Genomic DNA, 24,927 nt, shown 5'->3' on the forward strand with positions numbered 1-24,927 from the left:
CGGTTGCTGGATACCCGATGACGCTGCCTGCCGACATCCCCTCCGACCTGCTGCCACCGCGCATTCGCCCGGTGGACCGGCTCGGCTTCACGCTTTTCCTGGCCGCGCTGGTGCACCTGGCGCTGATCCTCGGGGTGGGCTTCAGCGTGGTCAAGCCCGCCGAAATCCGCCAGACCATGGACATCACCCTGGCCACCTTCAAGCGCGAAAAGCCGCCCGAAAAAGCCGACTACCAGGCCCAGGACAACCAGCAGGGCAGTGGCACCCTGGACAAGAAAGCCGTGCCCACCACCACCGAGGTGGCGCCGTTCCAGGACAGCAAGGTCAACAAGATCACCCCGCCCCCTGCGGCCCGGCCGGAAACGCCTGCGGCGCCGGAAAAGTCAGTGGTGACCACCAAGGCGCCGAAACCGCAGAAAGCCGAGACCGCGCCAAAGGAAAGCAAGCCTCAACCCAAGCCTCCCGCGCCTGTGCCGGACTTCGACAGCTCGCAGCTTTCGAGCCAGATCGCCAGCCTCGAAGCCGAGCTGTCCAACGAACAGCAGCTGTATGCCAAGCGTCCACGCATCCATCGCCTCAACGCCGCCTCGACCATGCGCGACAAAGGCGCCTGGTACAAAGAGGAGTGGCGCAAGAAAGTCGAGCGCATCGGCAACCTCAACTACCCGGAAGAAGCCCGGCGCCAGCAGATGTACGGCAGCCTGCGGATGATGGTGTCGATCAACCGCGACGGTTCGCTGTATGAAGTGCTGGTGCTCGAATCCTCCGGGCAACCGGTGCTGGACCAGGCCGCCCAGCGCATCGTGCGCCTGGCGGCCCCGTTTGCGCCGTTCACCGGCGATCTGGCGGAGTTCGACCGTCTGGAGATCATCCGCACCTGGCGCTTCGCGCGTGGGGACCGGTTGTCGAGCAATTGACCGGTACGGGCTGTGCCGCGACAGGGCCGATACCGACACCGCACAGCCAGCTTGTCAGCCTCGCCACCTGACGCCACACTACCCCTCATGAAAACCCTCACGCCGAGCTACCTCAAGCACCAGTTCCTGATTGCCATGCCGCACATGGCCGATCCGAACTTTGCCCAGACCCTCACCTACATCGTCGAGCACAACGCCAACGGCGCCATGGGCCTGGTGGTCAATCGCCCGCAGGAGCTGAACCTGGCCGATATCCTCGAGCAGTTGCGCCCGGATGAGGAGCCGCCTGCCAGCACCCTGCAGATCCCGATCTACCAGGGCGGCCCGGTGCAGACCGACCGCGGCTTCGTCCTGCACAGCGCCGAATGCAGCTACCAGGCCACCATCGAGCTGCAAGGCCTGTCGCTGTCGACATCTCAGGATGTGCTGTTCGCCATCGCCGAGGGCGTCGGCCCGAAGCAGAGCCTGATCACCCTGGGCTACGCCGGCTGGGAAGCCGGGCAGCTCGAGGCGGAACTGGCCGATAACGCCTGGCTCAACTGCCCGTTCGACCCCGAGATCCTCTTCGGCATGGCCTGCGAGCAGCGCCTGCAGGCCGCCGCGCAAAGCCTGGGGATCAACCTCAGCCTGCTGACCAGCCAGGCAGGGCACGCCTGATGGCCGAGCTGCGCCTGCTGCTGGGCTTCGACTACGGCACCCGCCAGATCGGCGTCGCCGTCGGCCAGGTCATCACTGGCCAGGCCCGCGAACTGTGTACGCTCAAGGCACAGAACGGTGTGCCGGACTGGAACCAGGTCGAGAAACTGATCAAGGAATGGAAACCCGACGCCATCGTCGTCGGCCTGCCGCTGAACATGGACGGCACGCCCAGCGAGATGAGCGAACGCGCGGAGAAGTTCGCCCGCCGCCTGCACGGACGCTACAACCTGCCGGTGCACACCCACGATGAACGCCTGACCACCTTCGAGGCCAAGGGCGAACAGATGGCCCGTGGCGGCCAGCGTGGCAGCTACCGCGACAACCCGGTCGACGCCATCGCCGCGGCACTGCTGCTGCAGGGCTGGCTGGAGGCCAATACCTGACCATCCGCTTTGCCGCCGGTAATACCGGCGCCCCAAGGAGCACGCAATGAGCCTACCCAATCCCGCCGACCTGATCCGGCAGATGGCCGTCGACCTTCGCGCCCACCTGGCGCGCCGCGCCATCACCGAGCCACGTTTCATCGGCATCCGTACCGGTGGCGTGTGGGTCGCCCAGGCGCTGCAGCAGGAGCTTGGCGACCAAAGCCCGCTGGGCACCCTCGATGTGTCGTTCTACCGCGATGACTTCAGCCAGAACGGCCTGCACCCGCAGGTGCGTCCATCCGAGCTGCCGTTCGAGATCGAAGGCCAGCACCTGGTGCTGGTGGATGACGTGCTGATGAGCGGTCGCACCATCCGCGCAGCGCTGAACGAGCTGTTCGACTATGGGCGCCCGGCCAGCGTGACCCTGGTCTGCCTGCTCGACCTGGATGCAGGCGAATTGCCGATCCGCCCGAATGTGCTCGGCGCAACGCTGTCCCTGGCGGCCCATGAACGGGTAAAATTGACCGGACCCGCCCCGCTCGCCCTCGAGCGCCAGGACCTCGCCCCCGCATCCGCCCTTTAAGAGTCCCCCGCGATGACGCCATTCGACGCCAAGCGCCCGCTGCAGCTCAACGATCAGGGCCAGCTACGCCATTTCCTCTCGCTCGACGGTTTGCCCCGCGAACTGCTCACCGAGATCCTCGACACCGCCGACTCCTTCCTCGAAGTCGGCGCCCGGGCCGTCAAGAAGGTCCCGTTGCTGCGCGGCAAGACCGTGTGCAACGTGTTCTTCGAGAACTCCACCCGTACCCGCACCACCTTCGAACTGGCCGCCCAGCGCCTCTCGGCCGACGTGATCAGCCTGAACGTGTCGACCTCCTCGACCAGCAAGGGCGAGACCCTGTTCGATACCCTGCGCAACCTGGAAGCCATGGCGGCCGACATGTTCGTCGTACGCCACTCCGACTCCGGCGCCGCGCACTTCATTGCCGAGCACGTGTGCCCGGAAGTCGCGGTGATCAACGGCGGCGATGGCCGCCACGCCCACCCGACCCAGGGTATGCTCGACATGCTGACCATCCGTCGGCACAAAGGCAGCTTCGAAAACCTTTCGGTGGCGATCGTCGGCGATATCCTGCATTCGCGCGTGGCCCGCTCCGACATGCTCGCGCTCAAGGCCCTGGGTTGCCCGGACATCCGTGTGATCGGCCCGAAGACGCTGATCCCGATCGGTATCGAGCAGTACGGCGTCAAGGTCTACACCGACCTGGCCGAGGGTCTGAAAGACGTCGACGTGGTGATCATGCTGCGCCTGCAGCGTGAACGCATGGCCGGTGGCCTGCTGCCCAGCGAGGGCGAGTTCTACCGCCTGTTCGGGCTGACCACCGCACGCCTGGCCGGCGCCAAGCCGGACGCCATCGTCATGCACCCGGGCCCGATCAATCGGGGCGTGGAAATCGAATCGGCGGTGGCCGACGGCAAGCACTCGGTGATCCTCAACCAGGTGACCTACGGCATCGCCGTGCGCATGGCCGTGCTGTCGATGGCCATGAGCGGCCAGAACGCGCAACGTCAACTCGACCAGGAGAACGCCCTGTGACCATCAGCATCATCGGCGCACGGGTCATCGATCCCAGCAGCGGCCTGGACCAGATCACCGACCTGCACCTGGAAAACGGTCGCATCCTTGCCATCGGCGCCGCACCAGCAGGCTTCAGCGCCAGCCGCACGATCCAGGCCGACGGCCTGGTCGCCGCCCCCGGCCTGGTCGACCTGGACGTCGCCCTGCGCGAGCCGGGCTACAGCCGCAAGGGCAACATTGCCAGCGAGACCCGCGCAGCCGTGGCCGGCGGCGTCACCAGCCTGTGCTGCCCGCCGCAGACAAAACCTGTGCTCGACACCTCGGCCGTCGCGGAACTGATTCTCGACCGCGCCCGCGAAGCAGCCAACAGCAAGGTCTACCCGATCGGCGCCCTGACCAAGGGCCTTGAAGGCGAGCAACTGGCCGAGCTGGTGGCCCTGCGCGACACCGGCTGCGTGGCCTTCGGCAACGGCCTCAAGGAGATCCCCAACAACCGGACCCTGGCCCGCGCCCTGGAATATGCCGCCACCTTCGACCTGACCGTGGTGTTCCACTCCCAGGACCGCGACCTGTCAGCCGGAGGCCTGGCCCACGAAGGTGCCATGGCCAGCTTCCTCGGCTTGCCGGGCATTCCGGAAACCGCCGAAACCGTGGCCCTGGCGCGCAACCTGCTGCTGGTCGAACAGACCGGCGTGCGAGCGCACTTCACCCAGATCACCAGCGCCCGCGGTGCACGGCTGATCGCCCAGGCCCAGCAACTGGGGCTGCCGGTCACCGCCGATGTGGCGCTGTACCAGCTGATCCTCACCGACGAGGCGCTGCGCGACTTCTCCAGCCTGTACCACGTACAGCCGCCGCTGCGCACCCCGGCTGACCGCGATGGCCTGCGCGAGGCGGTGAAGTCGGGGGTCATCCAGGCGATCTCCAGCCACCACCAGCCCCACGAGCGCGACGCCAAGCTGGCACCGTTCGGCGCCACCGAAGCCGGGATCAGCAGTGTCGAACTGCTGCTGCCGCTGGCCATGACCCTGGTCGAGGACGGCCTGCTCGACCTGCCGACCCTGCTGGCGCGGCTGTCCAGTGGCCCGGCCCAGGCGCTGCGCCTGCCGGCGGGCGAGCTGAAGGTCGGTGGTGCGGCAGACCTGGTGCTGTTCGACCCGAGCGCCTCCACCGTGGCCGGCGAGCAGTGGTTCTCCCGTGGTGAAAACTGCCCGTTCATCGGGCATTGCCTGCCGGGCGCAGTGCGCTACACCCTGGTCGATGGGCATGTCTGCCACGAAGCCTGAGCAACCCCCATCGCGGGGCAAGCCCGCTCCCACAGGGATCACACCTTCCTTGTGGGAGCGGGCTTGCCCCGCGATAGGGCCGGCACAACCACCACTCATCCCCTCAGGTTGAAATCCTTCCCCCCTCCCCCCATATGAGTCTGCAACAGGCATTTTCGCCCCGCTGCGTGGAGACTCTCTCTTGACCACCATCGTTTCTGTCCGCCGTAACGGCAAAGTCGTCATGGGCGGCGACGGCCAGGTATCCCTCGGCAACACCGTGATGAAAGGCAACGCCAAAAAGGTCCGTCGCCTGTACAACGGCGAGGTCATCGCAGGCTTTGCCGGCGCTACTGCAGACGCCTTCACCCTGTTCGAGCGCTTCGAGGCGCAACTGCAGAAGCACTCCGGGCACCTGGTGCGTGCCGCCGTCGAACTGGCCAAGGAGTGGCGCACCGATCGCTCGCTGAGCCGCCTGGAAGCCATGCTCGCCGTGGCCAACAAGGACGCCTCGCTGATCATCACCGGCAACGGTGACGTGGTCGAACCCGAGGACGGCCTGATCGCCATGGGTTCCGGTGGCGCCTACGCCCAGGCCGCAGCCCGCGCCCTGCTGAACAAGACCGATCTCTCGGCCCGCGAAATCGCCGAGACCGCACTGAATATCGCCGGTGACATCTGTGTGTTCACCAACCACAACCTGACCATCGAGGAGCAGGACCTGGCCGAGTGATCAGCTGATCTGGTGTCCCGCTCACGGCGGGACTTTTTCCCACGCTGACTCACTACGCCCAAGGACCCAATTCACCATGTCCATGACCCCCCGCGAGATCGTCCACGAACTCAACCGCCACATCATCGGCCAGGACGACGCCAAGCGTGCCGTCGCCATCGCCCTGCGCAACCGCTGGCGGCGCATGCAGCTGCCTGCCGAGCTGCGTGCCGAAGTCACCCCCAAGAACATCCTGATGATCGGCCCTACCGGCGTCGGCAAGACCGAAATCGCCCGGCGCCTGGCCAAGCTCGCCAATGCGCCGTTCATCAAGGTAGAAGCGACCAAGTTCACCGAAGTCGGCTACGTTGGCCGTGATGTCGAGTCGATCATCCGCGACCTGGCCGATGCTGCGCTGAAGATGCTGCGCGAGCAGGAAATCGTCCGTGTGCGCCACCGCGCCGAAGACGCCGCCGAAGACCGCATCCTCGATGCCCTGCTGCCGCAGGCGCGGGTCAGCAGCTTCAACGAGGAAGCCCAGCAGTCCAGCAGCGACTCCAACACCCGCCAGCTGTTCCGCAAGCGCCTGCGTGAAGGCCAGCTGGACGACAAGGAAATCGAGATCGAAGTCGCCGATGCGGTGGGCGTCGAAATCGCCGCGCCGCCCGGCATGGAAGAGATGACCAACCAGCTGCAGAGCCTGTTCGCCAACATGGGCAAGGGCAAGCGCAAGGCGCGCAAGCTGAAGGTCAAGGAAGCGCTGAAGATGGTCCGTGACGAGGAGGCAAGCCGCCTGGTCAACGAGGAAGAGCTCAAGGCCAAGGCCCTGGAAGCCGTCGAGCAGCATGGCATCGTGTTCATCGACGAGATCGACAAGGTGGCCAAGCGCGGCAACGTCGGCGGCGCCGATGTGTCCCGCGAAGGCGTACAACGCGACCTGTTGCCGCTGATCGAAGGCTGCACGGTCAACACCAAGCTGGGCATGGTCAAGACCGACCACATCCTGTTCATCGCCTCCGGTGCGTTCCACCTGAGCAAGCCGAGCGACCTGGTACCGGAGCTGCAGGGCCGCCTGCCGATCCGTGTCGAGCTCAAGGCCCTGACGCCGCAGGACTTCGAGCGCATCCTCAAGGAGCCGCACGCCTCGCTCACCGAACAGTACCGCGAGCTGCTCAAGACCGAAGGCCTGAACATCGCCTTCGCCGACGAAGGCATCAAGCGCCTGGCCGAGATCGCCTTCCAGGTCAACGAGAAGACCGAGAACATCGGTGCCCGCCGCCTGCACACCCTGCTCGAGCGCCTGCTCGAAGAGGTATCGTTCAGTGCCGGCGACCTGGCCAGCGCCCATGACGAGACGCCGATCAACATCGACGCCGCCTATGTGAACAGCCACCTCGGTGAGCTGGCGCAGAACGAAGACCTGTCGCGTTACATCCTGTAATACCACCACCGCGGGCGAGCCCGCTCCCCAGGGGTCACCACAATGCCAATGTGTAGGGTGCCCCTGTGGGAGCGGGCTTGCCCGCGAATGGGCCCTTGAATCCCTCCACCAGAAGCTGGAAGCTTGTTCCATCAGCTCCCGAGAGATTCCCCCATGGCCCGCCTCCCCACCGCCATCAACCTGCACAAAGCCTCGAAAACCCTGACACTCACCTACGCCCCCGGCGAGGTCTATCACCTGCCCGCCGAGTTCCTGCGCGTGCACTCCCCCTCCGCCGAGGTCCAGGGCCACGGCAATCCCATCCTGCAGTTCGGCAAGATCAACGTCGGCCTCAGCGGCCTGGAACCTGCCGGCCAATATGCCTTGAAACTGACCTTCGACGACGGCCACGACAGCGGTCTGTTCACCTGGGAATACCTCGAGCAACTGTGCCTGCGCCAGGAGCAGCTGTGGGCCGAGTACCTCGACGAACTGCACAAGGCCGGCAAATCCCGCGATCCGGTCGAGTCGGTGGTCAAGCTGATGCTCTAGGTCAAGTCTTCCAGACGTTAGAGCGCATTTTCTAATGCGTTTTGTTTGAATGACTTACAGACAGCCAATGACTGGCTGTCTTGCGCATTACATGAAAGTCGGGTAACCAATGGGGCTGGCAAGTTCCTGCATCTGTTCGTTATCACTGGTCACCCGAGCAGCAGTACCGGGCGGTCGTCTGTGTACCCGCCACAGGCAGCCGGTACTCGTCTCAGGACAACGGAGCGTCGTAGATGAGTAACAAGAACAACGATGAGCTGCAGAAACAGGCCTCGGAAAACACCCTCGGCCTGAATCCGGTCATCGGCATTCGTCGCAAGGACCTGCTGAGTTCCGCGCGCACCGTGTTGCGCCAGGCGGTGCGTCAGCCGTTGCACAGCGCCAAGCATGTGGCACATTTCGGCCTGGAGCTGAAAAACGTGCTGCTGGGCAAGTCCAGCCTGCATCCCGAGAGCGACGACCGTCGCTTCAGCGATCCGGCCTGGAGCCAGAATCCGCTCTATCGCCGCTACCTGCAGACCTACCTGGCCTGGCGCAAGGAGCTCAACGACTGGATCGCCGAGAGCGACCTGTCGCCCCAGGATGTCAGCCGCGGCCAGTTCGTCATCAACCTGGTGACCGAAGCCATGGCGCCGACCAACACGCTGGCCAACCCCCAGGCGGTCAAACGCTTCTTCGAGACCGGCGGCAAGAGCCTGCTCGACGGCCTGTCCAACCTCGCCAAGGACATGGTCAACAATGGCGGCATGCCCAGCCAGGTGAACATGGAAGCCTTCGAGGTCGGCAAGAACCTCGGCACCAGCGAAGGTTCGGTGGTGTTTCGCAACGACGTGCTGGAGCTGATCCAGTACCGGCCGATCACCGAGCAGGTGCACAGCCGCCCGCTGCTGGTGGTGCCGCCGCAGATCAACAAGTTCTACGTGTTCGACCTGAGCCCGGAAAAGAGCCTGGCGCGCTTCTGCCTGCGCTCCAACCAGCAGACCTTCATCATCAGTTGGCGCAACCCGACCAAGGCCCAGCGCGAGTGGGGCCTGTCGACCTACATCGACGCCCTTAAGGAAGCGGTGGACGCGGTGCTGGCGATCACCGGCGCCAAGGACCTGAACATGCTAGGTGCCTGCTCCGGCGGCATCACCTGTACCGCACTGCTGGGCCACTACGCCGCGTTGGGCGAAACCAAGGTCAACTCGCTGACCTTGCTGGTAAGCGTGCTCGACACCACGGTCGACACCCAAGTGGCACTGTTCGTCGACGAACAGACCCTCGAAGCCGCCAAGCGCCACTCCTACCAGGCCGGCGTGCTCGAAGGCAGCGACATGGCCAAGGTGTTCGCCTGGATGCGCCCCAACGACCTGATCTGGAACTACTGGGTCAACAACTACCTGCTCGGCAACGAGCCGCCGATCTTCGACATCCTGTTCTGGAACAACGACACCACACGCCTGCCGGCCGCCTTCCACGGCGACCTGATCGAGATGTTCAAGACCAACCCGCTGACCCGCGCCGACGCGCTGGAAGTCTGCGGCACCGCCATCGACCTGAAGAAAGTGCAGTGCGATATCTACAGCGTCGCCGGCACCGCCGACCACATCACCCCCTGGCAGTCGTGCTACCGCTCGGCGCACCTGTTCGGCGGCAAGATCGAGTTCGTGCTCTCCAACAGCGGCCATATCCAGAGCATCCTCAACCCGCCAGGCAACCCCAAGGCGCGTTTCCTGACCGGTGAAGACCGCCCGGACGACCCGTTGGCCTGGCAGGAGAACGCGATCAAGCACGCCGACTCCTGGTGGCTGCACTGGCAGGCTTGGCTGGGTGAACGCGCCGGTGAGCTGAAGAAAGCACCGACACGCCTGGGCAATCGCGCCTACAGCGCGGGCGAAGCGGCCCCGGGGACCTACGTGCACGAGCGTTGAGTCGCACCGCCGCGGCCACCCGGCGGGCCGCGGCGCTTCATTCATCACAGAGTCAGGCGCATGTCGCAACCCTACGTATTCAGGACCGTCGAGCTGGACAACCAGTCCATCCGCACCGCCGTCCGCCCCGGCAAGCCACATCTGACGCCGCTGCTGATCTTCAACGGCATTGGCGCCAACCTCGAGCTGGTGTTCCCGTTCATCGAGGCGCTGGACCCGGACCTGGAAGTCATCGCCTTCGACGTCCCCGGTGTCGGCGGCTCCTCGACACCCCGCCACCCCTACCGCTTTCCGGGCCTGGCCAAGCTCACCGCACGCATGCTCGACTACCTGGACTACGGCCAGGTCAATGTCATCGGCGTGTCCTGGGGCGGGGCGCTGGCCCAGCAGTTTGCCCACGACTATCCCGAGCGCTGCAAGAAACTGGTGCTCGCCGCCACTGCCGCCGGGGCCTTCATGGTGCCCGGCAAGCCCAAGGTGCTGTGGATGATGGCCAGCCCGCGGCGCTATGTGCAGCCATCGCACGTGATCCGCATCGCACCGATGATTTATGGCGGCGCCTTCCGCCGCGACCCGGACCTGGCGCTGCACCACGCCTCCAAGGTGCGTTCCGGCGGCAAGACCGGCTACTACTGGCAACTGTTCGCCGGGCTTGGCTGGACGAGCATCCACTGGCTGCACAAGATCCACCAGCCGACCCTGGTGCTGGCCGGCGACGATGACCCGTTGATTCCGCTGATCAACATGCGCCTGCTGGCCTGGCGGATTCCCAATGCCCATCTACACATAATCGACGACGGCCATCTTTTTCTGATTACCCGCGCCGAGGCCGTCGCTCCGATCATCATGAAATTCCTCCAGGAAGAGCGCCAGCGTGCGGTCATGCACCCGCGGCCGGTGGCTCGGAGGTGAGCGGGCGCTAGGACATTCAGTTACTCGGCGGTGCTGCCTTCGCGGGCAAGCCCGCTCCCACGGATCCGGTGCAGGTGGGAGCGGGCTTGCCCGCGAAGGCGACACCGCAGACAAGGATCGACGAGGGATTGTTGCCATGAAGGACAAACCGGCAAAGGGGACGACACCGATCCCGGCCACCAGCATGAACGTGCAGAACGCCATCGCCGGCCTGCGCGGCCGCGACCTGATCTCGACCCTGCGTCAGGTCGGACGCATCGGCCTGCGCAACCCGCTGCACACCGCCCACCACCTGCTGAACCTCGGTGGCCAGCTGGGCCGCGTGCTGCTCGGCGACACACCCCACCAGCCGCACCCTCGGGACGCGCGTTTCAGCGATCCGACCTGGAGCCAGAACCCCTTCTACCGGCGCGGCCTGCAGGCCTACCTGGCGTGGCAGAAGCAGACCCGTCAGTGGATCGAGGAAAGCTCGCTGGACGATGACGACCGAGCCCGCGCGCACTTTCTGTTCAACCTGCTCACCGATGCCGTGTCGCCAAGCAACTCGCTGCTCAACCCACTGGCGATCAAGGAGATGCTCAACACTGGTGGCCAGAGCGTGGTGCGCGGTCTCGCCCACCTGCTCGACGACCTGCGCCACAACGACGGCCTGCCGCGCCAGGTCGACGATCGCGCCTTCGAAGTCGGCAGCAACCTGGCCGCCACCCCTGGCGCGGTGGTGTTTCGCAACGAGCTGCTGGAACTGATCCAGTACAAGCCGATGAGCGAGAAACAGTACACCCGCCCCCTGCTGGTGGTGCCGCCGCAGATCAACAAGTTCTACGTGTTCGACCTGGGGCCGACCAACAGCTTCGTGCAATACATGCTCAAGAACGGCCTGCAGGTGTTCATGGTCAGTTGGCGCAACCCCGACCCATGCCACCGCGAATGGGGCCTGTCGAGCTACGTCCAGGCGCTGGAGGAAGCGCTGGATGCCTGTCGCAGCATCAGCGGCAACCGCGATCCCAACCTCATGGGCGCCTGTGCCGGCGGGCTGACCATGGCCGCGCTGCAGGGGCATCTGCAGGTCAAGGGGCGCTTGCGCAAAGTGCGCAGCGCCACCTACCTGGTGAGCCTCCTCGACACCCAGTTCGACAGCCCTGCCAGCCTGTTCGCCGACGAGCAGACACTTGAAGCCTCCAAGCGCCGCTCCTACCAACGCGGCGTGCTGGACGGCGGCGAAGTGGCGCGCATCTTCGCCTGGATGCGCCCCAACGACCTGATCTGGAACTACTGGGTCAACAACTACCTGCTCGGCAAGACACCACCGGCCTTCGACATCCTCTACTGGAACGCAGACAACACCCGCCTGCCTGCCGCCCTGCACGGCGAGTTGCTGGACTTCTTCAAGCTCAACCCGCTGGTGCAGCCGGGCGGCCTGGAGGTGTGCGGCACCCCGATCGACCTCGGGCAAGTCACGGTCGACAGCTTCACCGTGGCCGGCAGCAACGATCACATCACCCCTTGGGACGCGGTGTACCGCTCGGCCCTGCTGCTGGGCGGCGAGCGCCGCTTCGTGCTGTCGCACAGCGGGCACATCCAGAGCATCATCAACCCACCTGGCAACCCCAAGGCCTATTACCTAGAAAACCCTCGGCTCTCCAGCGACCCACGCGCCTGGTTCCACGATGCCACCCGCAGCGACGGCACCTGGTGGCCGCAGTGGCTGGAATGGATCACACGCCGCTCAGGCAGCCTCAGGCCGCCGAAGGCCGAACTGGGCACGCCATCCTACCCACCGCTCGGGCCGGCCCCTGGCACCTATGTAATGGCACGCTGAGCCCATGAAGACCCGCGACCGCATCCTGGCTTGCGCCCTGGAGCTGTTCAACCGCCAGGGCGAGCCGAACGTCTCGACCCTGGAGATCGCCAACGAGCTGGGCATCAGCCCGGGCAACCTCTACTACCACTTCCACGGCAAAGAGCCGCTGGTCATAGGCCTGTTCGAGCGCTTCGAAGACGAGTTGATGCCGCTGCTCGATCCACCACTGGAGGTGCGCCTGGATGCCGAGGACTACTGGCTGTTCCTGCACCTGATCGTCGAGCGCATGTCGCAGTACCGCTTCCTGTTCCAGGACCTCTCGAACCTGACCGGCCGCCTGCCCAAGCTGGCGCGCGGCATGCGCGGGCTGATCAATGCAGTCAAGCGTACCCTGGCAGCGTTGCTGGCCAGCCTGAAGAGCCAGGGATTGGTGGTGAGCGAGACTCAGGCGCTGGGGCAACTGGTGGAGCAGATCACGCTGACGCTGCTGTTCTCGCTGGATTACCAGCGGGTACTGGGACGCGAGGGCGATGTGGGGATCGTGGTGTACCAGGTGATGATGCTGGTGGCGCCGCATCTGCAGGAGCCGGCGCGCAGGGCGGCGGAGCAGTTGGCGGGGAAATATCTGGAAGTGTAGGGGCTGGACTTGCGGTGTTGCCACTGACGCATTCGCGGGCAAGTCGCAGCGGCGAACCGCCGCTCCCACAACAGCCCTCGTAACTTCTGAATACGGTGCTGTTACCTGTAGGAGCGGGCTTGCCCGCGAAACGCACGCCGCGGTATCAGCTTTGGCCGGCTGGACTCACCGGTGCCGACGGCGTATTGCCAGCCGGTACGGCGCTCGGTGCTGGCGCCGCAGCAGCGGCCGGAGCTGCGGGCTTGGCAGCGACCGGTTTCGCGGCCGCAGGCTTGGCCGGGGCTTTCTTCACTGCAGGTTTCTTGGCTGCAGCCGGTTTGGCAGCGGGCTTGGCGGCCGGTTTGGCTGCAGCAGGCTTGGCAGCCGGCTTCGCCGCAGCGGTCTTGGCTGCAGGTTTTGCCGCAGCGGCCTTAACTGCAGGCTTGGCAGCCGGTTTTGCCGCCGCAGTCTTGACAGCCGGCTTGGCGGCGGGTTTTGCGGCGGGTTTTGCCGCAGCCTTGGCCAACGGCTTGGCAGCGGTCTTGCTCGCGGCAGCCTTGGACGCCGGTGCCACCGAGGCGCCGGTCAACTTCTCGATCTGCTTGGTCAGGCTGTCGACCTGCTGGTGCAGCGCCTTGATCTCGTTACGGCTGGGGACGCCCAGGCGCGAGATTGCACTGTTCAGACGCTTGTCGAAGGCCTCTTCCAGCTCGCTCCACTTGCCCAGCGCGCGATCCTTCACATCGGAGACCCGCGAGGTCGTCGCCGACTTGGCCGCAACGGCATCCTTCTTCGCCTGCTTTTCAGCCTTCTCGCCGTCCTTCACCAGCGAATCGAACAGCTTGGGACCATCCTGGTCGACCTTGGAGTAGATCCCCAGCCCAGCCAGCCAGATCTTGCGGGAGTACTTCTCGATCCCGCCGATCCAGGAGCTGCCTTCTTTTTCGGTGTTCTTCTTGCCAGCCATCCTGCTCTCCTTATGGTTTGCGCGCGACACGCTCGAGCAACTCGGTCAGCTGTTCGAGTTTGATGGACAACGCCTCAACGTCATGTTTAGACGGAATGCCGATGCGATTCAAGGCGCGGGCCACCCGTGCGTCGAAAGCCTTTTCGATTTTGTCGAGCTGGACCTCGACCTTGCCGCGTACCCGGCTCACTTCCTCGGCCGCTTCGTCGAGCTGGCCGTTGGCCGCGTCGAGCTTCTTGTCGAGGGTTTTCTTGCCGCGTTTCTCGACGACTTCACCGGCCTTGACCAGCTCCTTGAAGTACTCCGAGCCTTCCTGGCCGACACGGGCGTAAGCGCCGACGCCGGCGAGCCAGATCTTGCGCGCGTAGCCGCGCACTTCGCTCAGGGTGCTGTCCTGGGCGTCTTCTTTCTTTTTCAGGGTCAACTTGGCCATGCTCTGCACCTCACGTTCGGTGTGGATGGAGGAACTGCCCTTGGAATGCGGGCTTGAGCATGAAGATAGGGTGGGAAATTAGAATTCTCACCCTAAGGTGAAGGGCCAGGGTCGCCGTGCAGCCCCGCGCCTCAGGCCAGCGCCTTGTCCAGCGCGCGCTCGATCTCGCCCTTGATGGTGCCGCTCATCATCGACAGCATCATGCCCAGCTTCAGCTCGACACGGATGGTGTCCTCGCCAATGTGCACGCTACCGTTGGCGCCGCTGCGCGCGACATCGACGCGGTCGCCGTTCCAGGTGGCCTTGAGGTCGTACTCGCGCGACAGCTTGTCGACCAGGCCTTCGGCCTTGGCCCGGGCAGCTTCGCGGCCGAGGGAATGTTTGCGTTCGACGCTGATCTGAGTCATTCGGGGTATCCAGGCAATGAAGACATAATCGGCATTATGCCCGCGCCCGCGACACGGCACACCCCGCCAAGACAAATCCGCCCGTTCACCCTAGAATGGCGGTAATTTTTTCCGGTGAAGCGATATGAACGACCAGCGCAAAGGCGACCACGCCGAACCCACCACCCACTTTGGCTACCAGGACGTCCCCGAGAGCCAGAAGGCGAAGAAGGTCGCCGAGGTCTTCCACTCCGTGGCCGCCAAGTACGACCTGATGAACGATGTGCTCTCCGGCGGCCTGCACCGCCTGTGGAAGCGCTTCACCATCGAGCTGTCCGGTGTGCGCACCGGCAACCGCGTGCTCGACATCGCTGGCGGCACCGGCGACCTGGCAGCCAAGTTCTCGCGTCTGGTCGGCCCGACCGGCCAGGTCGTACTGGCCGACATCAACGAATCGATGCTCAAGGTCGGCCGTGATCGCCTGCTCGACCGTGGCGTGGCCGGCAACATCGAGTTCGTCCAGGCCGATGCGGAAAAGCTGCCCTTCCCCGACAACCACTTCGACTGCGTGACCATCGCTTTCGGCCTGCGCAACGTGACGCACAAGGATGAAGCCATCCGTTCGATGCTGCGTGTGCTCAAGCCCGGCGGCCGCCTGCTGGTGCTGGAGTTCTCCAAACCCACCAACAAACTGATGTCGCGCGCCTACGATGCCTACTCCTTCGCCTTCATGCCCCTGGCCGGCAAACTGATCACCAACGACTCGGAAAGCTATCGCTACCTGGCCGAATCGATCCGTATTCACCCCGACCAGGAAACGCTGAAAAGCATGATGGTCGATGCCGGCTTCGACCGCGTCACCTACCACAACATGACCAGCGGCATCGTCGCCGTGCACCGGGGAATCAAGCCCTGATGCTCCTGGCCGGGCTGCTCGCCAGCGTCGAGCACGGGCTCAACCGTGTGCTGCGCATGGACAGCACGGCGCTGCCGCGCCTGGGTGCGCTGGAAGGCAAGGTGATCGCCATCGACTGCCGCCAGCCCGCCCTGCAGTTGTTCATCCTGCCCGACCAAGAGGGCCTGATGCTCGCCGCGCATTGGGAGGGCGAGGTCGACTGCACCCTGCGTGCCCCAGCCGGCAGCCTGGCCCAGTTGGCCTTCGCCAAGGACAAGAACGCCGTACTGCACAGCCCGCAGGTCGAACTGCATGGCGACAGCGCGGTGCTGCTCGACCTGGTCGGCGTGCTGCAGGACCTGGAGCTCGACTGGGAGTACGAGCTGTCGCGCTGGCTGGGGCCGGTCCCCACCGCGCTGATCGCCGGCCACCTGCGCCTGCGCGCACGCTGGACCCGGCAAGGCCTGTCGCGCTTCAGCCAGAACCTGTCCGAATACCTCGCCGAGGAATCGCGCACCCTGGTCGGGCAGCGCGAAGCCGAAGCGGCATTCAGCGAGCTCGATGCGCTGAAGGTCGATATCGAACGTCTCGAGGCGCGCATCCGTCGCCTTTCCCACACTCTTGATTCCAGCGATAACGCATGAAGCTGCTCGCCGTCCGCCGTCTGTTGCGCATCCAGCGCGTCGTGATCCGCTACCGTCTCGATGACCTGCTGTTCGACCTGCCCCTGCCCTGGTGGCTGCTCAGCCTGCGCCTGCTGATGCCCTGGCGCTGGCTGCCGCGCAAGCCCAGCGAGCTCAGCCGGGGCGCGCGCCTGCGCCTGGCCCTGCAGGACCTGGGGCCGATCTTCATCAAGTTCGGCCAACTGCTCTCCACCCGCCGCGACCTGCTGCCAACGGACGTCGCCGACGAGTTGATGCTGCTGCAGGACCGCGTGCCACCGTTCGACCCACAGAAAGCCGTGGCGCTGATCGAAGCGCAGCTCGGCGCGAAAGTCGGCGAGGTGTTCAGCCGCTTCGACGTCGAACCGCTGGCCTCCGCCTCGGTCGCCCAGGTCCATGCCGCACGCCTCAAGACCGGCGAAGAGGTGGTCGTGAAGGTGGTTCGCCCGGGCCTCAAGCCCGTGATCGCCCAGGACCTGGCGTGGTTGTTCCTGATCGCCAAGGTTGCCGAACGGGCCTCCGCCGATGCGCGCCGCCTGCACCCGGTGGAAGTGGTCAGCGACTACGAAAAGACCATCTACGACGAGCTCGACCTGCTGCGCGAAGCGGCCAACGCCAGCCAACTGCGCCGCAACTTCGAAGGCTCGGAGCTGATGTACGTGCCGCAGGTGTACTGGGACCTGTGCCGCCCGAAAGTGCTGGTAATGGAGCGCATCTACGGCGTGCCGGTCACCGACATGGCCACCCTGGCCGACCAGCGCACCGACATGAAGCTTCTGGCCGAGCGCGGCGTCGAGGTGTTCTTCACCCAGGTGTTCCGTGACAGCTTCTTCCACGCCGACATGCACCCGGGCAACATCTTCGTCAGCACGGTCAAGCCGTGGAGCCCGCAGTACATCGCCATCGACTGCGGCATCGTCGGCAGCCTGACCGCCGAAGACCAGGACTACCTGGCACGCAACCTGATCGCCTTCTTCAAGCGCGACTACCGCCGCGTGGCGCAGTTGCACATCGATTCGGGCTGGGTGCCGGCGCACACCAAGGTCAACGAATTCGAAGCGGCGATCCGCACCGTGTGCGAGCCGATCTTCGAAAAACCGTTAAAGGATATTTCCTTCGGCCAGGTGCTGATGCGTCTGTTCCAGACGGCCCGCCGCTTCAATATGGAAGTTCAGCCGCAGTTGGTACTGCTGCAGAAAACCCTGCTCAACATCGAAGGCCTGGGGCGCCAGCTGTACCCCGACCTGGACCTGTGGAGCACCGCCAAACCCTATCTGGAACGCTGGATGCGCGAACGCATGAGCCCCAAGGCGGTGTTCGGCAACCTCTACAGCCAGGCCGAGCAGTTGCCGCACCTGGCCGACATGACCCGCGACCTGCTCGAACGCCTGTCGCAACCGCACCTGCACGACCCGCAACTGCCGGAGCGTCGCCGTGCGGGCGACAACTGGGCACTGCGCCTGCTCGGTGCCGGCCTGCTCGGTGGCGGCGCTACCCTGGCCGCCGGTGCCGCGAGCCTCAGCGCTCCGGCCGCCTGGCCGGCGTGGCTGATGCTGGTTGCCGGGCTCTACCTGATCGTGCGCCGATAGCCAGCCGCGCTGCTGGCTGGCACACTAGGCGCAAAGGGCCCGGTACGGGAGCGGGCCTGTTTTGGAGTCGACGATGAAAGACTGGCTGGACGAGATCAAGTGGAACAGCGATGGCCTGGTACCGGCGATCGCCCAGGACCACAAGACCGGGCGCGTGCTGATGATGGCCTGGATGAACCGTGAATCGCTCGCCCTGACTGCTGCCGAGAACCGCGCCATCTATTGGTCGCGCTCGCGGGGCAAGCTGTGGCGCAAGGGCGAAGAGTCCGGCCATGTGCAGAAACTGCATGAACTGCGCCTGGATTGCGACGCCGACGTGGTCATCCTGATGGTCGAGCAACTGGGCCATATCGCCTGCCATACCGGCCGTGAAAGCTGCTTCTATCGCGTCTTCGAAAACGGTGAGTGGAAGATCGTAGACCCGGTTCTGAAAGATCCTGACACCATCTACCACGCGGGGCACTGAACATGAGCGACACACTTGATCGCCTGGCCGAAGTGCTCGAGCAACGCAAGCAGGCGGCCCCCGACAGCTCCTACGTGGCGAGCCTCTACCACAAGGGCCTGAACAAGATTCTGGAAAAGCTTGGCGAAGAGTCGATCGAGACGATCATCGCCGCCAAGGACGCCGCCGTGAGCAAGGATTACAGTGATGTCATCTATGAAACCGCCGACCTGTGGTTTCATAGCCTGGTGATGCTCAGCGCACTGGGGCAGCATCCACAGGCGGTACTGGACGAACTCGACCGCCGCTTCGGGCTTTCCGGCCATGACGAGAAGGCCGCGCGCCAACCGACCTGATCGCCATGCCCCTGCAGGAGCGGGCTCGCCCCCGCGATAACGCCCGCTCAGGCTACACATCATTCAAGGGAGTACACCATGGGTATCTTTGACTGGAAACACTGGATCGTCCTGCTGGTCGTCGTGGTGCTGGTGTTCGGCACCAAGAAGCTGAAGAACTTCGGCAGTGACCTGGGCGAATCGATCAAGGGCTTTCGCAAGGCCATGAACGAGGAAGAGAGCAAGCCTGCCGAGCAGACTCCGCCGCCTGTCCAGCCGTCCGTGCAACCCACCCAGCAGCCGCACAACACCGCGCCGCTGAACCAGCCGCACACCATCGAGGGCCAGGCTCAGCCGGTCCAAGAGCCACAACGGAAAGACTGACCCATGTTCGGCATCAGCTTCAGCGAGCTGCTGCTCGTCGGCCTGGTTGCCTTGCTGGTGCTCGGCCCCGAGCGCCTGCCCGGCGCCGCGCGTACCGCGGGGTTGTGGATCGGCCGGCTCAAGCGCAGCTTCAACAGCATCAAGATGGAAGTCGAGCGCGAAATCGGTGCCGATGACATCCGCCGCCAGTTGCACAACGAGCACATCCTGCAGATGGAACAGGAAGCCAAGCGCATCCTCAACCCGCAGACACCGCCCGCGCAGCCCGTGAACACAGCGGCCGCGAGCGAGACTCCCGCACCTGCCGCCGACGCCAATGCCGCCCCTGCGGCGCCCACGACCACCCCTGAGCCGCACCAGCCGCCCCGAGCCCCATGAGCGAAACTCCGGAACACGACCAGCCCATGCCGCTGGTCTCGCACCTGACCGAACTGCGCACCCGCCTGCTGCGTTGCGTCGCCGTTATCTTCCTGATCTTCGCCGGGCTGTTCTCCTTCGCCCAGCAGATCTACACCCTGGTCTCGGCGCCCTTGCGTGCGCACTTGCCGGCCAACGCGACGATGATCGCCACCGATGTGGCCTCGCCGTTCCTCACGCCGTTCAAGCTGACCATGATCGTGTCGCTGTTCCTGGCCATCCCGTTCATCCTCCAGCAGATCTGGGGCTTCATCGCACCGGGGCTGTACCGCCATGAAAAGCGCATCGCCATCCCGCTGCTGATCTCCAGCATCATCCTGTTCTACGCCGGCATGGCCTTCGCCTACTTCCTGGTATTCCCGCTGATCTTCGGTTTCTTCGCCAGCGCCACCCCTGAAGGCGTGTCGATGATGACCGACATCGCCAGCTACCTCGACTTCGTCATGACCCTGTTCTTCGCCTTCGGCGTCGCCTTCGAGATTCCGGTGGCCGTGGTGCTGCTGGTGTGGATCGGCGTGGTCGATGTGAAGTACCTGAAGAAGATCCGTCCCTACGTGATCATCGGCTGCTTCGTGGTCGGCATGATCCTGACGCCACCGGACATCTTCTCGCAAACGCTGCTGGCCGTGCCCATGTGGCTGCTGTTCGAGATCGGCGTGCTGTTCGGCGGCCTGATCCGCAAGCGCAGCCATCCGCAGGATGAAGCTGCGGACGACCACAACGACCAGCCGCCAGCGACCCAGGCGTGAACCTGCTGCTGCTCGAGGAGGCCGACTTCGTCGCGGCCGACCGTGTCGTACTGGCCGACCGCCGCTTCACGCACATGCAGGACATCCACCGCGTGGCGGTGGGCGACAACCTGCGCGTAGGCCGCATCGGCGGCCTGATGGGCCAGGCCGAGGTGATCCGCCTGGATGGCCACGAAGCCGAGCTGCGGGTCAGCTTCGACCAGCAACCACCCGCGAAGCTGCCGCTCACCCTGGTGCTGGCCGTCCCCCGCCCCAAGATGCTGCGCCGACTGTTCCAGACCATCGCCACCCTTGGCGTGCCACGGCTGGTCCTGGTCAACAGCTACAAGGTCGAGAAAAGCTTCTGGCAGACCCCGTTCCTGCACCCGGACAGCATTCGCGAAAACCTGATCCTGGGCCTTGAGCAGGCACGCGATACCGTGCTGCCGGAAGTCATCATCGAAAAACGCTTCAAACCCTTCGTCGAAGACCGGCTGCCCGCCATCGCCGACGGCACTCTCGGCCTGGTTGGCCATCCCGGCCCCTACCCGGCCTGTCCCCGCGCGGTGCAAGGGCCGGTGACCCTGGCGATCGGCCCGGAAGGCGGTTGGATCCCCTACGAAGTGGAACTGCTGGGCAAGGCCGGCCTGGCCCCCGTACAACTGGGCGAGCGCATCCTGCGCGTGGAAACAGCGGTCACGGCTCTGCTTTCCCGAATATTCTGACCATTCGGTCAGCATCCTGCCATCAAGTTTCTCCCCGACAGGCCGATGGCCTTGCAACACAAGAAAATTCTGGCTTTTCAAGTCGCCGGGGAGATCGTCATGTACGGAAAGGTTGTCCAGTCGCTGGGAAACGTGAGCGTCAGTCGCAAACTGGGGGCCGGCTTCGGCCTGGTACTGTTGTTGACCATGGCGATCACCGCCACAGGCTGGCGCGGCATGGACTCGATCATCGACCGCGGTGACACGCTGGGCAACATCTCCGTGATCCTCGGCTACAGCCAGGACCTGCGCATCGCCCGCCAGCAGTACGAACGCAATCGCGACGACGCATCGGCGGGTGAGCTGGAAAAAGCGCTCGGCAAGCTCGAGCAGCAGGTCGAGATGATGCTCGGGCAGATCGAGCATCCGCAGGATCACCAGCGCCTGGAGCAGCAGCGTCAAGCCGTGCGCCAATACCGCCAGGCCTTCGTCGAGCTCAAGCAGGCCGGCCAGCGCCGTGAAGCCGCCCGCAGTGTGCTGGGTGACAGCGCCGACAAGGCCGCTGCGCTGATCGGCCAGGTGCAGCAACGCCTTGCGCAAGGTGGCGACATCAGCCTCTATCAACAGATCGTGCAGGCCAGCGCCTTGCTCCAGCAGGCGCGCTTCCAGGTGCGCGGCTACACCTATAGCGGCAAGGCCGAATTCCAGCAGACTGCGCTGGATGCCATCGACCAGGCGCTCGCTGTGCTCAAGGCCCTGCCGGCCAGGGTGCCCGCCGAATACGCCGCCAGTCTCGATGATGCCGCCAATGCCATGGGCGCCTATCGCGATGCGGTGAACCAGTTTGGCGCAGCGCAGACCAGCGCCGAGCAGACCTTGCAACGCATGGTCGTACAGGGCCAGGTGCTGATGGATGCCGGTACGCAGATGACCGCATCGCAGACCGCCGTGCGCAACAGTGGTGCCCTGCAGGCCAAGACCCTACTGGGCGGAGCCAGTGCCCTGGCCCTGCTGCTAGGCATTATTGCCGCCTGGGCCATCACCCGGCAGATCGTCGTGCCCCTGCGCCAGACCCTCAGCGCCGCCGAACGCGTGGCCAGCGGCGACTTGAGCCAGGAACTGCAGGTGCAACGTCGCGACGAGCTCGGCCAACTGCAAGCCAGCATGCAACGCATGACCCAGGGCCTGCGCGAACTGATCAGCGGCATCGGCGACGGTGTCACCCAGATCGCCAGTGCTGCCGAAGAGTTGTCGGCCGTCACCGAGCAGACCAGCGCCGGGGTCAACAACCAGAAAGTCGAGACTGACCAGGTGGCGACCGCCATGAACGAAATGGCAGCCACCGTGCAGGAAGTGGCGCGCAACGCGGAGCAGGCTTCTGAAGCGGCGCTGATGGCCGACCAGCAGGCTCGCGAGGGTGATCGGGTGGTTGGCGAGGCCATCGCCCAGATCGAACGCCTGGCCACCGAAGTCGGGCACTCCAGCGAAGCGATGAACCAGCTTAAGACCGAGAGCGACAAAATCGGCAGCGTGCTCGACGTGATCAAGTCGGTCGCCCAGCAGACCAACCTGCTGGCCCTCAACGCCGCCATCGAGGCCGCCCGCGCGGGTGAGGCCGGCCGTGGTTTTGCTGTGGTCGCCGATGAAGTGCGCAGCCTGGCCCAGCGCACGCAGCAGTCCACCGAAGAAATCGAAGAGCTGATCGCCAGCCTGCAAAATGGCACCCAGCGCGTCTCCAGCGTCATGGACAGCAGCCGCGAGCTCACCGACAGCAGCGTGGAACTGACCCGTCGTGCCGGCAGCTCGCTGGAAACCATCACCCGCACCGTGTCCTCGATCCAGTCGATGAACCAACAGATCGCCACTGCGGCCGAACAGCAGAGCGCGGTGGCCGAGGAAATTAATCGCAGCGTGATGAATGTACGGGATATTTCCGACCAGACCTCGGCGGCGAGCGAGGAGACCGCCAGTTCCAGCGTGGAGCTGGCGCGGCTTGGCACCCACCTGCAGGGCCTGGTGGGACGTTTCCGCCTCTGAGCAGGGTGCTTGCCCTGCAGGGCGCGGAATAATCACCACGCTATTGAGGACTTTTCCCACTCGATTTGCAGGTCGAGTCTCACGCGATCTCTGCCGATGAGCAGGAGGGCCATGCTGGCAACCTAACAGCATGGCCCTTCTCTCAAATGGATGGAGACTCGCCATGTTCGGATACCTCAACCACCACCTCGGCAACATGAGCGTCCGCCTCAAGCTCACCCTCGGCTTCGCCGTGGTCCTGTTGCTCACCCTCGCGACCACCGTCAGCGGCTGGCGCGCCCTGGACGGCGCCATCATTCGCTCGCAGCAGCTCAGCGAGATCATCCAGATCAATGACCTGAGCAAAGACCTGCGCGCCGAGCGCATCACCTACCGCGTGCTGGCCGACGACACCAGCAAGGCACGCATCGACGCGATCCTCGACCAGCTCGAACGCCGGCTCACGCTGCTTCAGCAACGCAGCAGCGTCGATCAGTCGCGCGAGCTGCTCAGCGAGAAGCTGCGCCAGTTGCAACGCCTGCGCGAACATTTCGCCGAGCTGCTGCGCGCAGTCGGGAGCCGCACCGAGCTGCGCACGATCATGCAGGACAAGGACCGGATACTGGATGAAGTCATCGACGACCTGCAGACCCAGGCTCTGCTCAAGCTTCCCGCCGACCAACCGCAGGGCAACCTGCTCGGGCTGATGGACACGCTCACGCGCCAGGTCGACAGCGCCAACCAGCAAAGCCTGGTCCCTGCCTACACGTTCTCGCCCGTCGAGGACTTCGCTCAGGTCGGCAATACGGCGCTCGATGCCGCGCAAGTCAGCCTGGAACAGATGCTCACGGCGCTCGCCCCGCTCGCATTGCCGAGCGACCTCATGGCGCGCCCCACGCTCGCCCTGGCCCAGTACCGGACCAGCCTGGAGCAATACCGCCGAGCAGCGATCCGCGTCGAACAACTGCAGAACGACATGGAAACCATGGGTAATGACCTGAGGGACGCCAGCGTGACACTGGCCGAGCAGAAAGTCGCACAACGCGACCATGAGGCTGTGGCCGCGCGCTCGATACTGACCAGCGTGGCACTGCTCGCCCTCGCGGTCGGTGTGCTGGCCGGTTGGTTGATCACTCGGCAGATCACCCAGCCCTTGCGCCAGACCCTGGCCCAGGCCGCACGGATCGCCCGCGGCGACCTCAGCCACGTGGAGACGGTGGCGCGGCGCGACGAAATGGGCCAGTTACAAAGCAGCATGCGCGAGATGACCCTGAGCCTGCGCCAGTTGATCGGCGGCATCGACCAGAGCGTCGAGCACTTGTCACAAGCGGCCTCGCAACTGGCCGGAGCCAGCGCCGACACGCTCGAGCGCATCACTCAGCAGCGCGAAGAAACCGACCAGGTGGCCACGGCGATGAACCAGATGAGCGCGACCGTGCAGGAAGTGGCGCAGAACGCCGAACATGCCTCATTGGCCGCAACCGACGCTGACCAGCAGGCGCAAATGGGCGATCAGGTGGTGGCCGAAGCCATCGCGCGTATCGAACAGCTGGCAACGCAGATGGACCGCTGCCTCGCCTCGATGCAACACCTGGCGGGGGAAAGCCAACGGATCGGCAGCATCCTGGATGTGATCAAGTCGGTTTCCGAACAGACCAACCTGCTGGCCCTCAATGCCGCCATCGAAGCGGCGCGTGCCGGCGAAGCCGGTCGCGGCTTCGCGGTGGTGGCCGATGAAGTGCGGGGCCTGGCCCAGCGCACTCAACAGTCGACCGAGGAGATCGAGCACCTGATCGAGAGCCTGCACAAAGGTACCGATGAAGTCACCTCGCTGCTCGACAGCAGCAGGACCCTGACCGAGCAGAGCGTCGATCTGAGTCGCCGAGCGGGTGATGCATTGGGGCAGATCACCCGGACCGTGTCGAACATCCAGGGCATGAACCAGCAGATCGCCACCGCCAGCGAAGAACAGAGCGTGGTGGCCGAGCAGATCAACCGCAGCGTGATCAGCGTGCGCGAGGCCTCCGATCACACCAGTTCGGCGAGCGAGCAGACGGCCACTTCCAGTGGCGAACTGGAGCAACTGGGGCAGCAGTTGCGCGGGATGGTGGGGAGGTTCAGCTTGTAGCGGCGGTTCGGCGCCCCGACTTGTCCCGCGAACACGGGCGTAGCCCGTGCCAGGCAGCGCGGTGTCTTTTTCGCGGGCAAGTCG

General features: G+C 64.9%; 27 protein-coding genes. 24 read left to right on the forward strand and 3 right to left on the reverse strand.

Annotated features, from left to right (window positions below):
* Positions 1 to 17 precede the first annotated feature (17 nt).
* The 13 genes from HU748_RS18195 to HU748_RS18255 all read left to right on the forward strand — a co-directional run bounded on the left by HU748_RS18195 (position 18) and on the right by HU748_RS18255 (position 12,775).
* Entirely contained in the window at positions 18 to 917 is a 900-nt protein-coding gene (locus HU748_RS18195) for an energy transducer TonB (protein WP_186665818.1), read from the forward strand.
* 87 nt (positions 918 to 1,004) lie between these two features.
* Positions 1,005 to 1,574 carry a YqgE/AlgH family protein gene (locus tag HU748_RS18200; RefSeq protein WP_186710248.1) on the forward strand — a complete coding sequence of 190 codons (570 nt, stop codon included), beginning with the start codon at positions 1,005 to 1,007 and terminating at the stop codon, positions 1,572 to 1,574.
* Positions 1,574 to 1,999 carry a Holliday junction resolvase RuvX gene (ruvX, locus tag HU748_RS18205; protein WP_054894841.1) on the forward strand — a complete coding sequence of 142 codons (426 nt, stop codon included), beginning with the start codon at positions 1,574 to 1,576 and terminating at the stop codon, positions 1,997 to 1,999. The genes HU748_RS18200 and ruvX overlap by 1 nt, the downstream gene beginning before the upstream one ends.
* A gap of 46 nt (positions 2,000 to 2,045) precedes the next feature.
* Complete coding sequence (gene pyrR / locus HU748_RS18210; protein WP_186710250.1) at positions 2,046 to 2,564, forward strand: bifunctional pyr operon transcriptional regulator/uracil phosphoribosyltransferase PyrR; 519 nt, start codon at positions 2,046 to 2,048, stop codon at positions 2,562 to 2,564.
* A 12-nt stretch (positions 2,565 to 2,576) separates the two neighbouring features.
* On the forward strand, positions 2,577 to 3,581 hold the full coding sequence (locus HU748_RS18215; protein WP_054894843.1) for an aspartate carbamoyltransferase catalytic subunit: 1,005 nt from the start codon (positions 2,577 to 2,579) through the stop codon (positions 3,579 to 3,581).
* Entirely contained in the window at positions 3,578 to 4,849 is a 1,272-nt protein-coding gene (locus HU748_RS18220; RefSeq protein WP_186665814.1) for a dihydroorotase, read from the forward strand. Before HU748_RS18215 ends, HU748_RS18220 begins: the two co-directional genes overlap by 4 nt.
* A gap of 181 nt (positions 4,850 to 5,030) precedes the next feature.
* Positions 5,031 to 5,561, forward strand: coding sequence for an ATP-dependent protease subunit HslV (gene hslV / locus HU748_RS18225; protein WP_186665813.1), 531 nt, complete (start codon positions 5,031 to 5,033; stop codon positions 5,559 to 5,561).
* A 76-nt stretch (positions 5,562 to 5,637) separates the two neighbouring features.
* Positions 5,638 to 6,981, forward strand: coding sequence for an ATP-dependent protease ATPase subunit HslU (gene hslU, locus HU748_RS18230; protein ID WP_054894846.1), 1,344 nt, complete (start codon positions 5,638 to 5,640; stop codon positions 6,979 to 6,981).
* Between the two features lie 153 nt (positions 6,982 to 7,134).
* Positions 7,135 to 7,512: a DUF971 domain-containing protein gene (locus HU748_RS18235; protein WP_063546560.1), complete on the forward strand. Its 378-nt coding sequence runs from the start codon at positions 7,135 to 7,137 to the stop codon at positions 7,510 to 7,512.
* 233 nt (positions 7,513 to 7,745) lie between these two features.
* A complete protein-coding gene (gene phaC, locus HU748_RS18240; RefSeq protein ID WP_186721330.1) occupies positions 7,746 to 9,425 on the forward strand; it encodes a class II poly(R)-hydroxyalkanoic acid synthase in 1,680 nt (559 codons plus the stop codon).
* 60 nt (positions 9,426 to 9,485) lie between these two features.
* The gene (gene phaZ / locus HU748_RS18245; RefSeq protein ID WP_186721332.1) at positions 9,486 to 10,337 is read left to right on the forward strand and encodes a poly(3-hydroxyalkanoate) depolymerase; all 852 of its coding nucleotides are present in this window, start codon (positions 9,486 to 9,488) and stop codon (positions 10,335 to 10,337) included.
* A 136-nt stretch (positions 10,338 to 10,473) separates the two neighbouring features.
* Entirely contained in the window at positions 10,474 to 12,156 is a 1,683-nt protein-coding gene (phaC, locus tag HU748_RS18250; RefSeq protein ID WP_186665809.1) for a class II poly(R)-hydroxyalkanoic acid synthase, read from the forward strand.
* 4 nt (positions 12,157 to 12,160) lie between these two features.
* The gene (locus HU748_RS18255; RefSeq protein ID WP_186665807.1) at positions 12,161 to 12,775 is read left to right on the forward strand and encodes a TetR/AcrR family transcriptional regulator; all 615 of its coding nucleotides are present in this window, start codon (positions 12,161 to 12,163) and stop codon (positions 12,773 to 12,775) included.
* Positions 12,776 to 12,920: 145 nt separating this feature from the next.
* Here HU748_RS18255 and HU748_RS18260 read toward each other — a convergent pair whose 3' ends face one another.
* From HU748_RS18260 to HU748_RS18270, 3 genes are all read right to left on the reverse strand, one after another.
* Positions 12,921 to 13,721 (reverse strand): phasin family protein, encoded by an 801-nt coding sequence (locus HU748_RS18260; protein WP_186721334.1) that lies wholly within the window; start codon positions 13,719 to 13,721, stop codon positions 12,921 to 12,923.
* 10 nt (positions 13,722 to 13,731) lie between these two features.
* Positions 13,732 to 14,154, reverse strand: coding sequence for a phasin family protein (locus tag HU748_RS18265; RefSeq protein WP_186665803.1), 423 nt, complete (start codon positions 14,152 to 14,154; stop codon positions 13,732 to 13,734).
* A 131-nt stretch (positions 14,155 to 14,285) separates the two neighbouring features.
* Entirely contained in the window at positions 14,286 to 14,561 is a 276-nt protein-coding gene (locus HU748_RS18270) for a polyhydroxyalkanoic acid system family protein (RefSeq protein ID WP_186665801.1), read from the reverse strand.
* Positions 14,562 to 14,685: 124 nt separating this feature from the next.
* Between HU748_RS18270 and ubiE the strand changes: the two genes are divergently transcribed.
* From ubiE to HU748_RS18325, 11 genes are all read left to right on the forward strand, one after another.
* A complete protein-coding gene (gene ubiE, locus HU748_RS18275; RefSeq protein WP_186721336.1) occupies positions 14,686 to 15,456 on the forward strand; it encodes a bifunctional demethylmenaquinone methyltransferase/2-methoxy-6-polyprenyl-1,4-benzoquinol methylase UbiE in 771 nt (256 codons plus the stop codon).
* Positions 15,456 to 16,079, forward strand: a complete 624-nt coding sequence (locus tag HU748_RS18280) for an SCP2 sterol-binding domain-containing protein (protein ID WP_186665797.1) — start codon at positions 15,456 to 15,458, stop codon at positions 16,077 to 16,079. Before ubiE ends, HU748_RS18280 begins: the two co-directional genes overlap by 1 nt.
* Positions 16,076 to 17,686, forward strand: a complete 1,611-nt coding sequence (ubiB, locus tag HU748_RS18285; RefSeq protein WP_186710258.1) for a ubiquinone biosynthesis regulatory protein kinase UbiB — start codon at positions 16,076 to 16,078, stop codon at positions 17,684 to 17,686. The genes HU748_RS18280 and ubiB overlap by 4 nt, the downstream gene beginning before the upstream one ends.
* Before the next feature lie 73 nt (positions 17,687 to 17,759).
* On the forward strand, positions 17,760 to 18,152 hold the full coding sequence (gene hisI, locus HU748_RS18290; protein WP_054894791.1) for a phosphoribosyl-AMP cyclohydrolase: 393 nt from the start codon (positions 17,760 to 17,762) through the stop codon (positions 18,150 to 18,152).
* Positions 18,153 to 18,154: 2 nt separating this feature from the next.
* Positions 18,155 to 18,487 (forward strand): phosphoribosyl-ATP diphosphatase, encoded by a 333-nt coding sequence (locus HU748_RS18295; RefSeq protein WP_054894792.1) that lies wholly within the window; start codon positions 18,155 to 18,157, stop codon positions 18,485 to 18,487.
* 78 nt (positions 18,488 to 18,565) lie between these two features.
* Complete coding sequence (locus HU748_RS18300) at positions 18,566 to 18,850, forward strand: twin-arginine translocase TatA/TatE family subunit (protein ID WP_186665793.1); 285 nt, start codon at positions 18,566 to 18,568, stop codon at positions 18,848 to 18,850.
* A 3-nt stretch (positions 18,851 to 18,853) separates the two neighbouring features.
* Positions 18,854 to 19,228 carry a Sec-independent protein translocase protein TatB gene (tatB, locus tag HU748_RS18305; RefSeq protein ID WP_186721338.1) on the forward strand — a complete coding sequence of 125 codons (375 nt, stop codon included), beginning with the start codon at positions 18,854 to 18,856 and terminating at the stop codon, positions 19,226 to 19,228.
* Positions 19,225 to 20,016: a twin-arginine translocase subunit TatC gene (gene tatC, locus HU748_RS18310; RefSeq protein ID WP_063546576.1), complete on the forward strand. Its 792-nt coding sequence runs from the start codon at positions 19,225 to 19,227 to the stop codon at positions 20,014 to 20,016. The genes tatB and tatC overlap by 4 nt, the downstream gene beginning before the upstream one ends.
* Positions 20,013 to 20,720: a 16S rRNA (uracil(1498)-N(3))-methyltransferase gene (locus HU748_RS18315; protein WP_186721340.1), complete on the forward strand. Its 708-nt coding sequence runs from the start codon at positions 20,013 to 20,015 to the stop codon at positions 20,718 to 20,720. The genes tatC and HU748_RS18315 overlap by 4 nt, the downstream gene beginning before the upstream one ends.
* A 99-nt stretch (positions 20,721 to 20,819) precedes the next feature.
* Positions 20,820 to 22,736: a methyl-accepting chemotaxis protein gene (locus tag HU748_RS18320; protein ID WP_186721349.1), complete on the forward strand. Its 1,917-nt coding sequence runs from the start codon at positions 20,820 to 20,822 to the stop codon at positions 22,734 to 22,736.
* Positions 22,737 to 22,899: 163 nt separating this feature from the next.
* Positions 22,900 to 24,843, forward strand: coding sequence for a methyl-accepting chemotaxis protein (locus tag HU748_RS18325; protein ID WP_186721352.1), 1,944 nt, complete (start codon positions 22,900 to 22,902; stop codon positions 24,841 to 24,843).
* Positions 24,844 to 24,927 lie beyond the last annotated feature (84 nt).

Origin of the sequence: Pseudomonas sp. RW3S2 (genome assembly GCF_014268955.1) — a bacterium.
GTDB classification, from domain to species: domain Bacteria; phylum Pseudomonadota; class Gammaproteobacteria; order Pseudomonadales; family Pseudomonadaceae; genus Aquipseudomonas; species Aquipseudomonas wayambapalatensis.

Bases quoted from the DNA above. Each gene is read 5' to 3' on its own strand.
- HU748_RS18195 (WP_186665818.1), top strand. From the start codon at position 18: ATGACGCTGCCTGCCGACATCCCCTCCGACCTGCTGCCACCGCGCATT.
- HU748_RS18200 (WP_186710248.1), top strand. From the start codon at position 1,005: ATGAAAACCCTCACGCCGAGCTACCTCAAGCACCAGTTCCTGATTGCC.
- ruvX (WP_054894841.1), top strand. From the start codon at position 1,574: ATGGCCGAGCTGCGCCTGCTGCTGGGCTTCGACTACGGCACCCGCCAG.
- pyrR (WP_186710250.1), top strand. From the start codon at position 2,046: ATGAGCCTACCCAATCCCGCCGACCTGATCCGGCAGATGGCCGTCGAC.
- HU748_RS18215 (WP_054894843.1), top strand. From the start codon at position 2,577: ATGACGCCATTCGACGCCAAGCGCCCGCTGCAGCTCAACGATCAGGGC.
- hslU (WP_054894846.1), top strand. From the start codon at position 5,638: ATGTCCATGACCCCCCGCGAGATCGTCCACGAACTCAACCGCCACATC.
- HU748_RS18235 (WP_063546560.1), top strand. From the start codon at position 7,135: ATGGCCCGCCTCCCCACCGCCATCAACCTGCACAAAGCCTCGAAAACC.
- phaC (WP_186721330.1), top strand. From the start codon at position 7,746: ATGAGTAACAAGAACAACGATGAGCTGCAGAAACAGGCCTCGGAAAAC.
- phaZ (WP_186721332.1), top strand. From the start codon at position 9,486: ATGTCGCAACCCTACGTATTCAGGACCGTCGAGCTGGACAACCAGTCC.
- phaC (WP_186665809.1), top strand. From the start codon at position 10,474: ATGAAGGACAAACCGGCAAAGGGGACGACACCGATCCCGGCCACCAGC.
- HU748_RS18255 (WP_186665807.1), top strand. From the start codon at position 12,161: ATGAAGACCCGCGACCGCATCCTGGCTTGCGCCCTGGAGCTGTTCAAC.
- HU748_RS18260 (WP_186721334.1), bottom strand. From the start codon at position 13,721: ATGGCTGGCAAGAAGAACACCGAAAAAGAAGGCAGCTCCTGGATCGGC.
- HU748_RS18265 (WP_186665803.1), bottom strand. From the start codon at position 14,154: ATGGCCAAGTTGACCCTGAAAAAGAAAGAAGACGCCCAGGACAGCACC.
- HU748_RS18270 (WP_186665801.1), bottom strand. From the start codon at position 14,561: ATGACTCAGATCAGCGTCGAACGCAAACATTCCCTCGGCCGCGAAGCT.
- ubiE (WP_186721336.1), top strand. From the start codon at position 14,686: ATGAACGACCAGCGCAAAGGCGACCACGCCGAACCCACCACCCACTTT.
- HU748_RS18280 (WP_186665797.1), top strand. From the start codon at position 15,456: ATGCTCCTGGCCGGGCTGCTCGCCAGCGTCGAGCACGGGCTCAACCGT.
- ubiB (WP_186710258.1), top strand. From the start codon at position 16,076: ATGAAGCTGCTCGCCGTCCGCCGTCTGTTGCGCATCCAGCGCGTCGTG.
- hisI (WP_054894791.1), top strand. From the start codon at position 17,760: ATGAAAGACTGGCTGGACGAGATCAAGTGGAACAGCGATGGCCTGGTA.
- HU748_RS18295 (WP_054894792.1), top strand. From the start codon at position 18,155: ATGAGCGACACACTTGATCGCCTGGCCGAAGTGCTCGAGCAACGCAAG.
- HU748_RS18300 (WP_186665793.1), top strand. From the start codon at position 18,566: ATGGGTATCTTTGACTGGAAACACTGGATCGTCCTGCTGGTCGTCGTG.
- tatB (WP_186721338.1), top strand. From the start codon at position 18,854: ATGTTCGGCATCAGCTTCAGCGAGCTGCTGCTCGTCGGCCTGGTTGCC.
- tatC (WP_063546576.1), top strand. From the start codon at position 19,225: ATGAGCGAAACTCCGGAACACGACCAGCCCATGCCGCTGGTCTCGCAC.
- HU748_RS18320 (WP_186721349.1), top strand. From the start codon at position 20,820: ATGTACGGAAAGGTTGTCCAGTCGCTGGGAAACGTGAGCGTCAGTCGC.
- HU748_RS18325 (WP_186721352.1), top strand. From the start codon at position 22,900: ATGTTCGGATACCTCAACCACCACCTCGGCAACATGAGCGTCCGCCTC.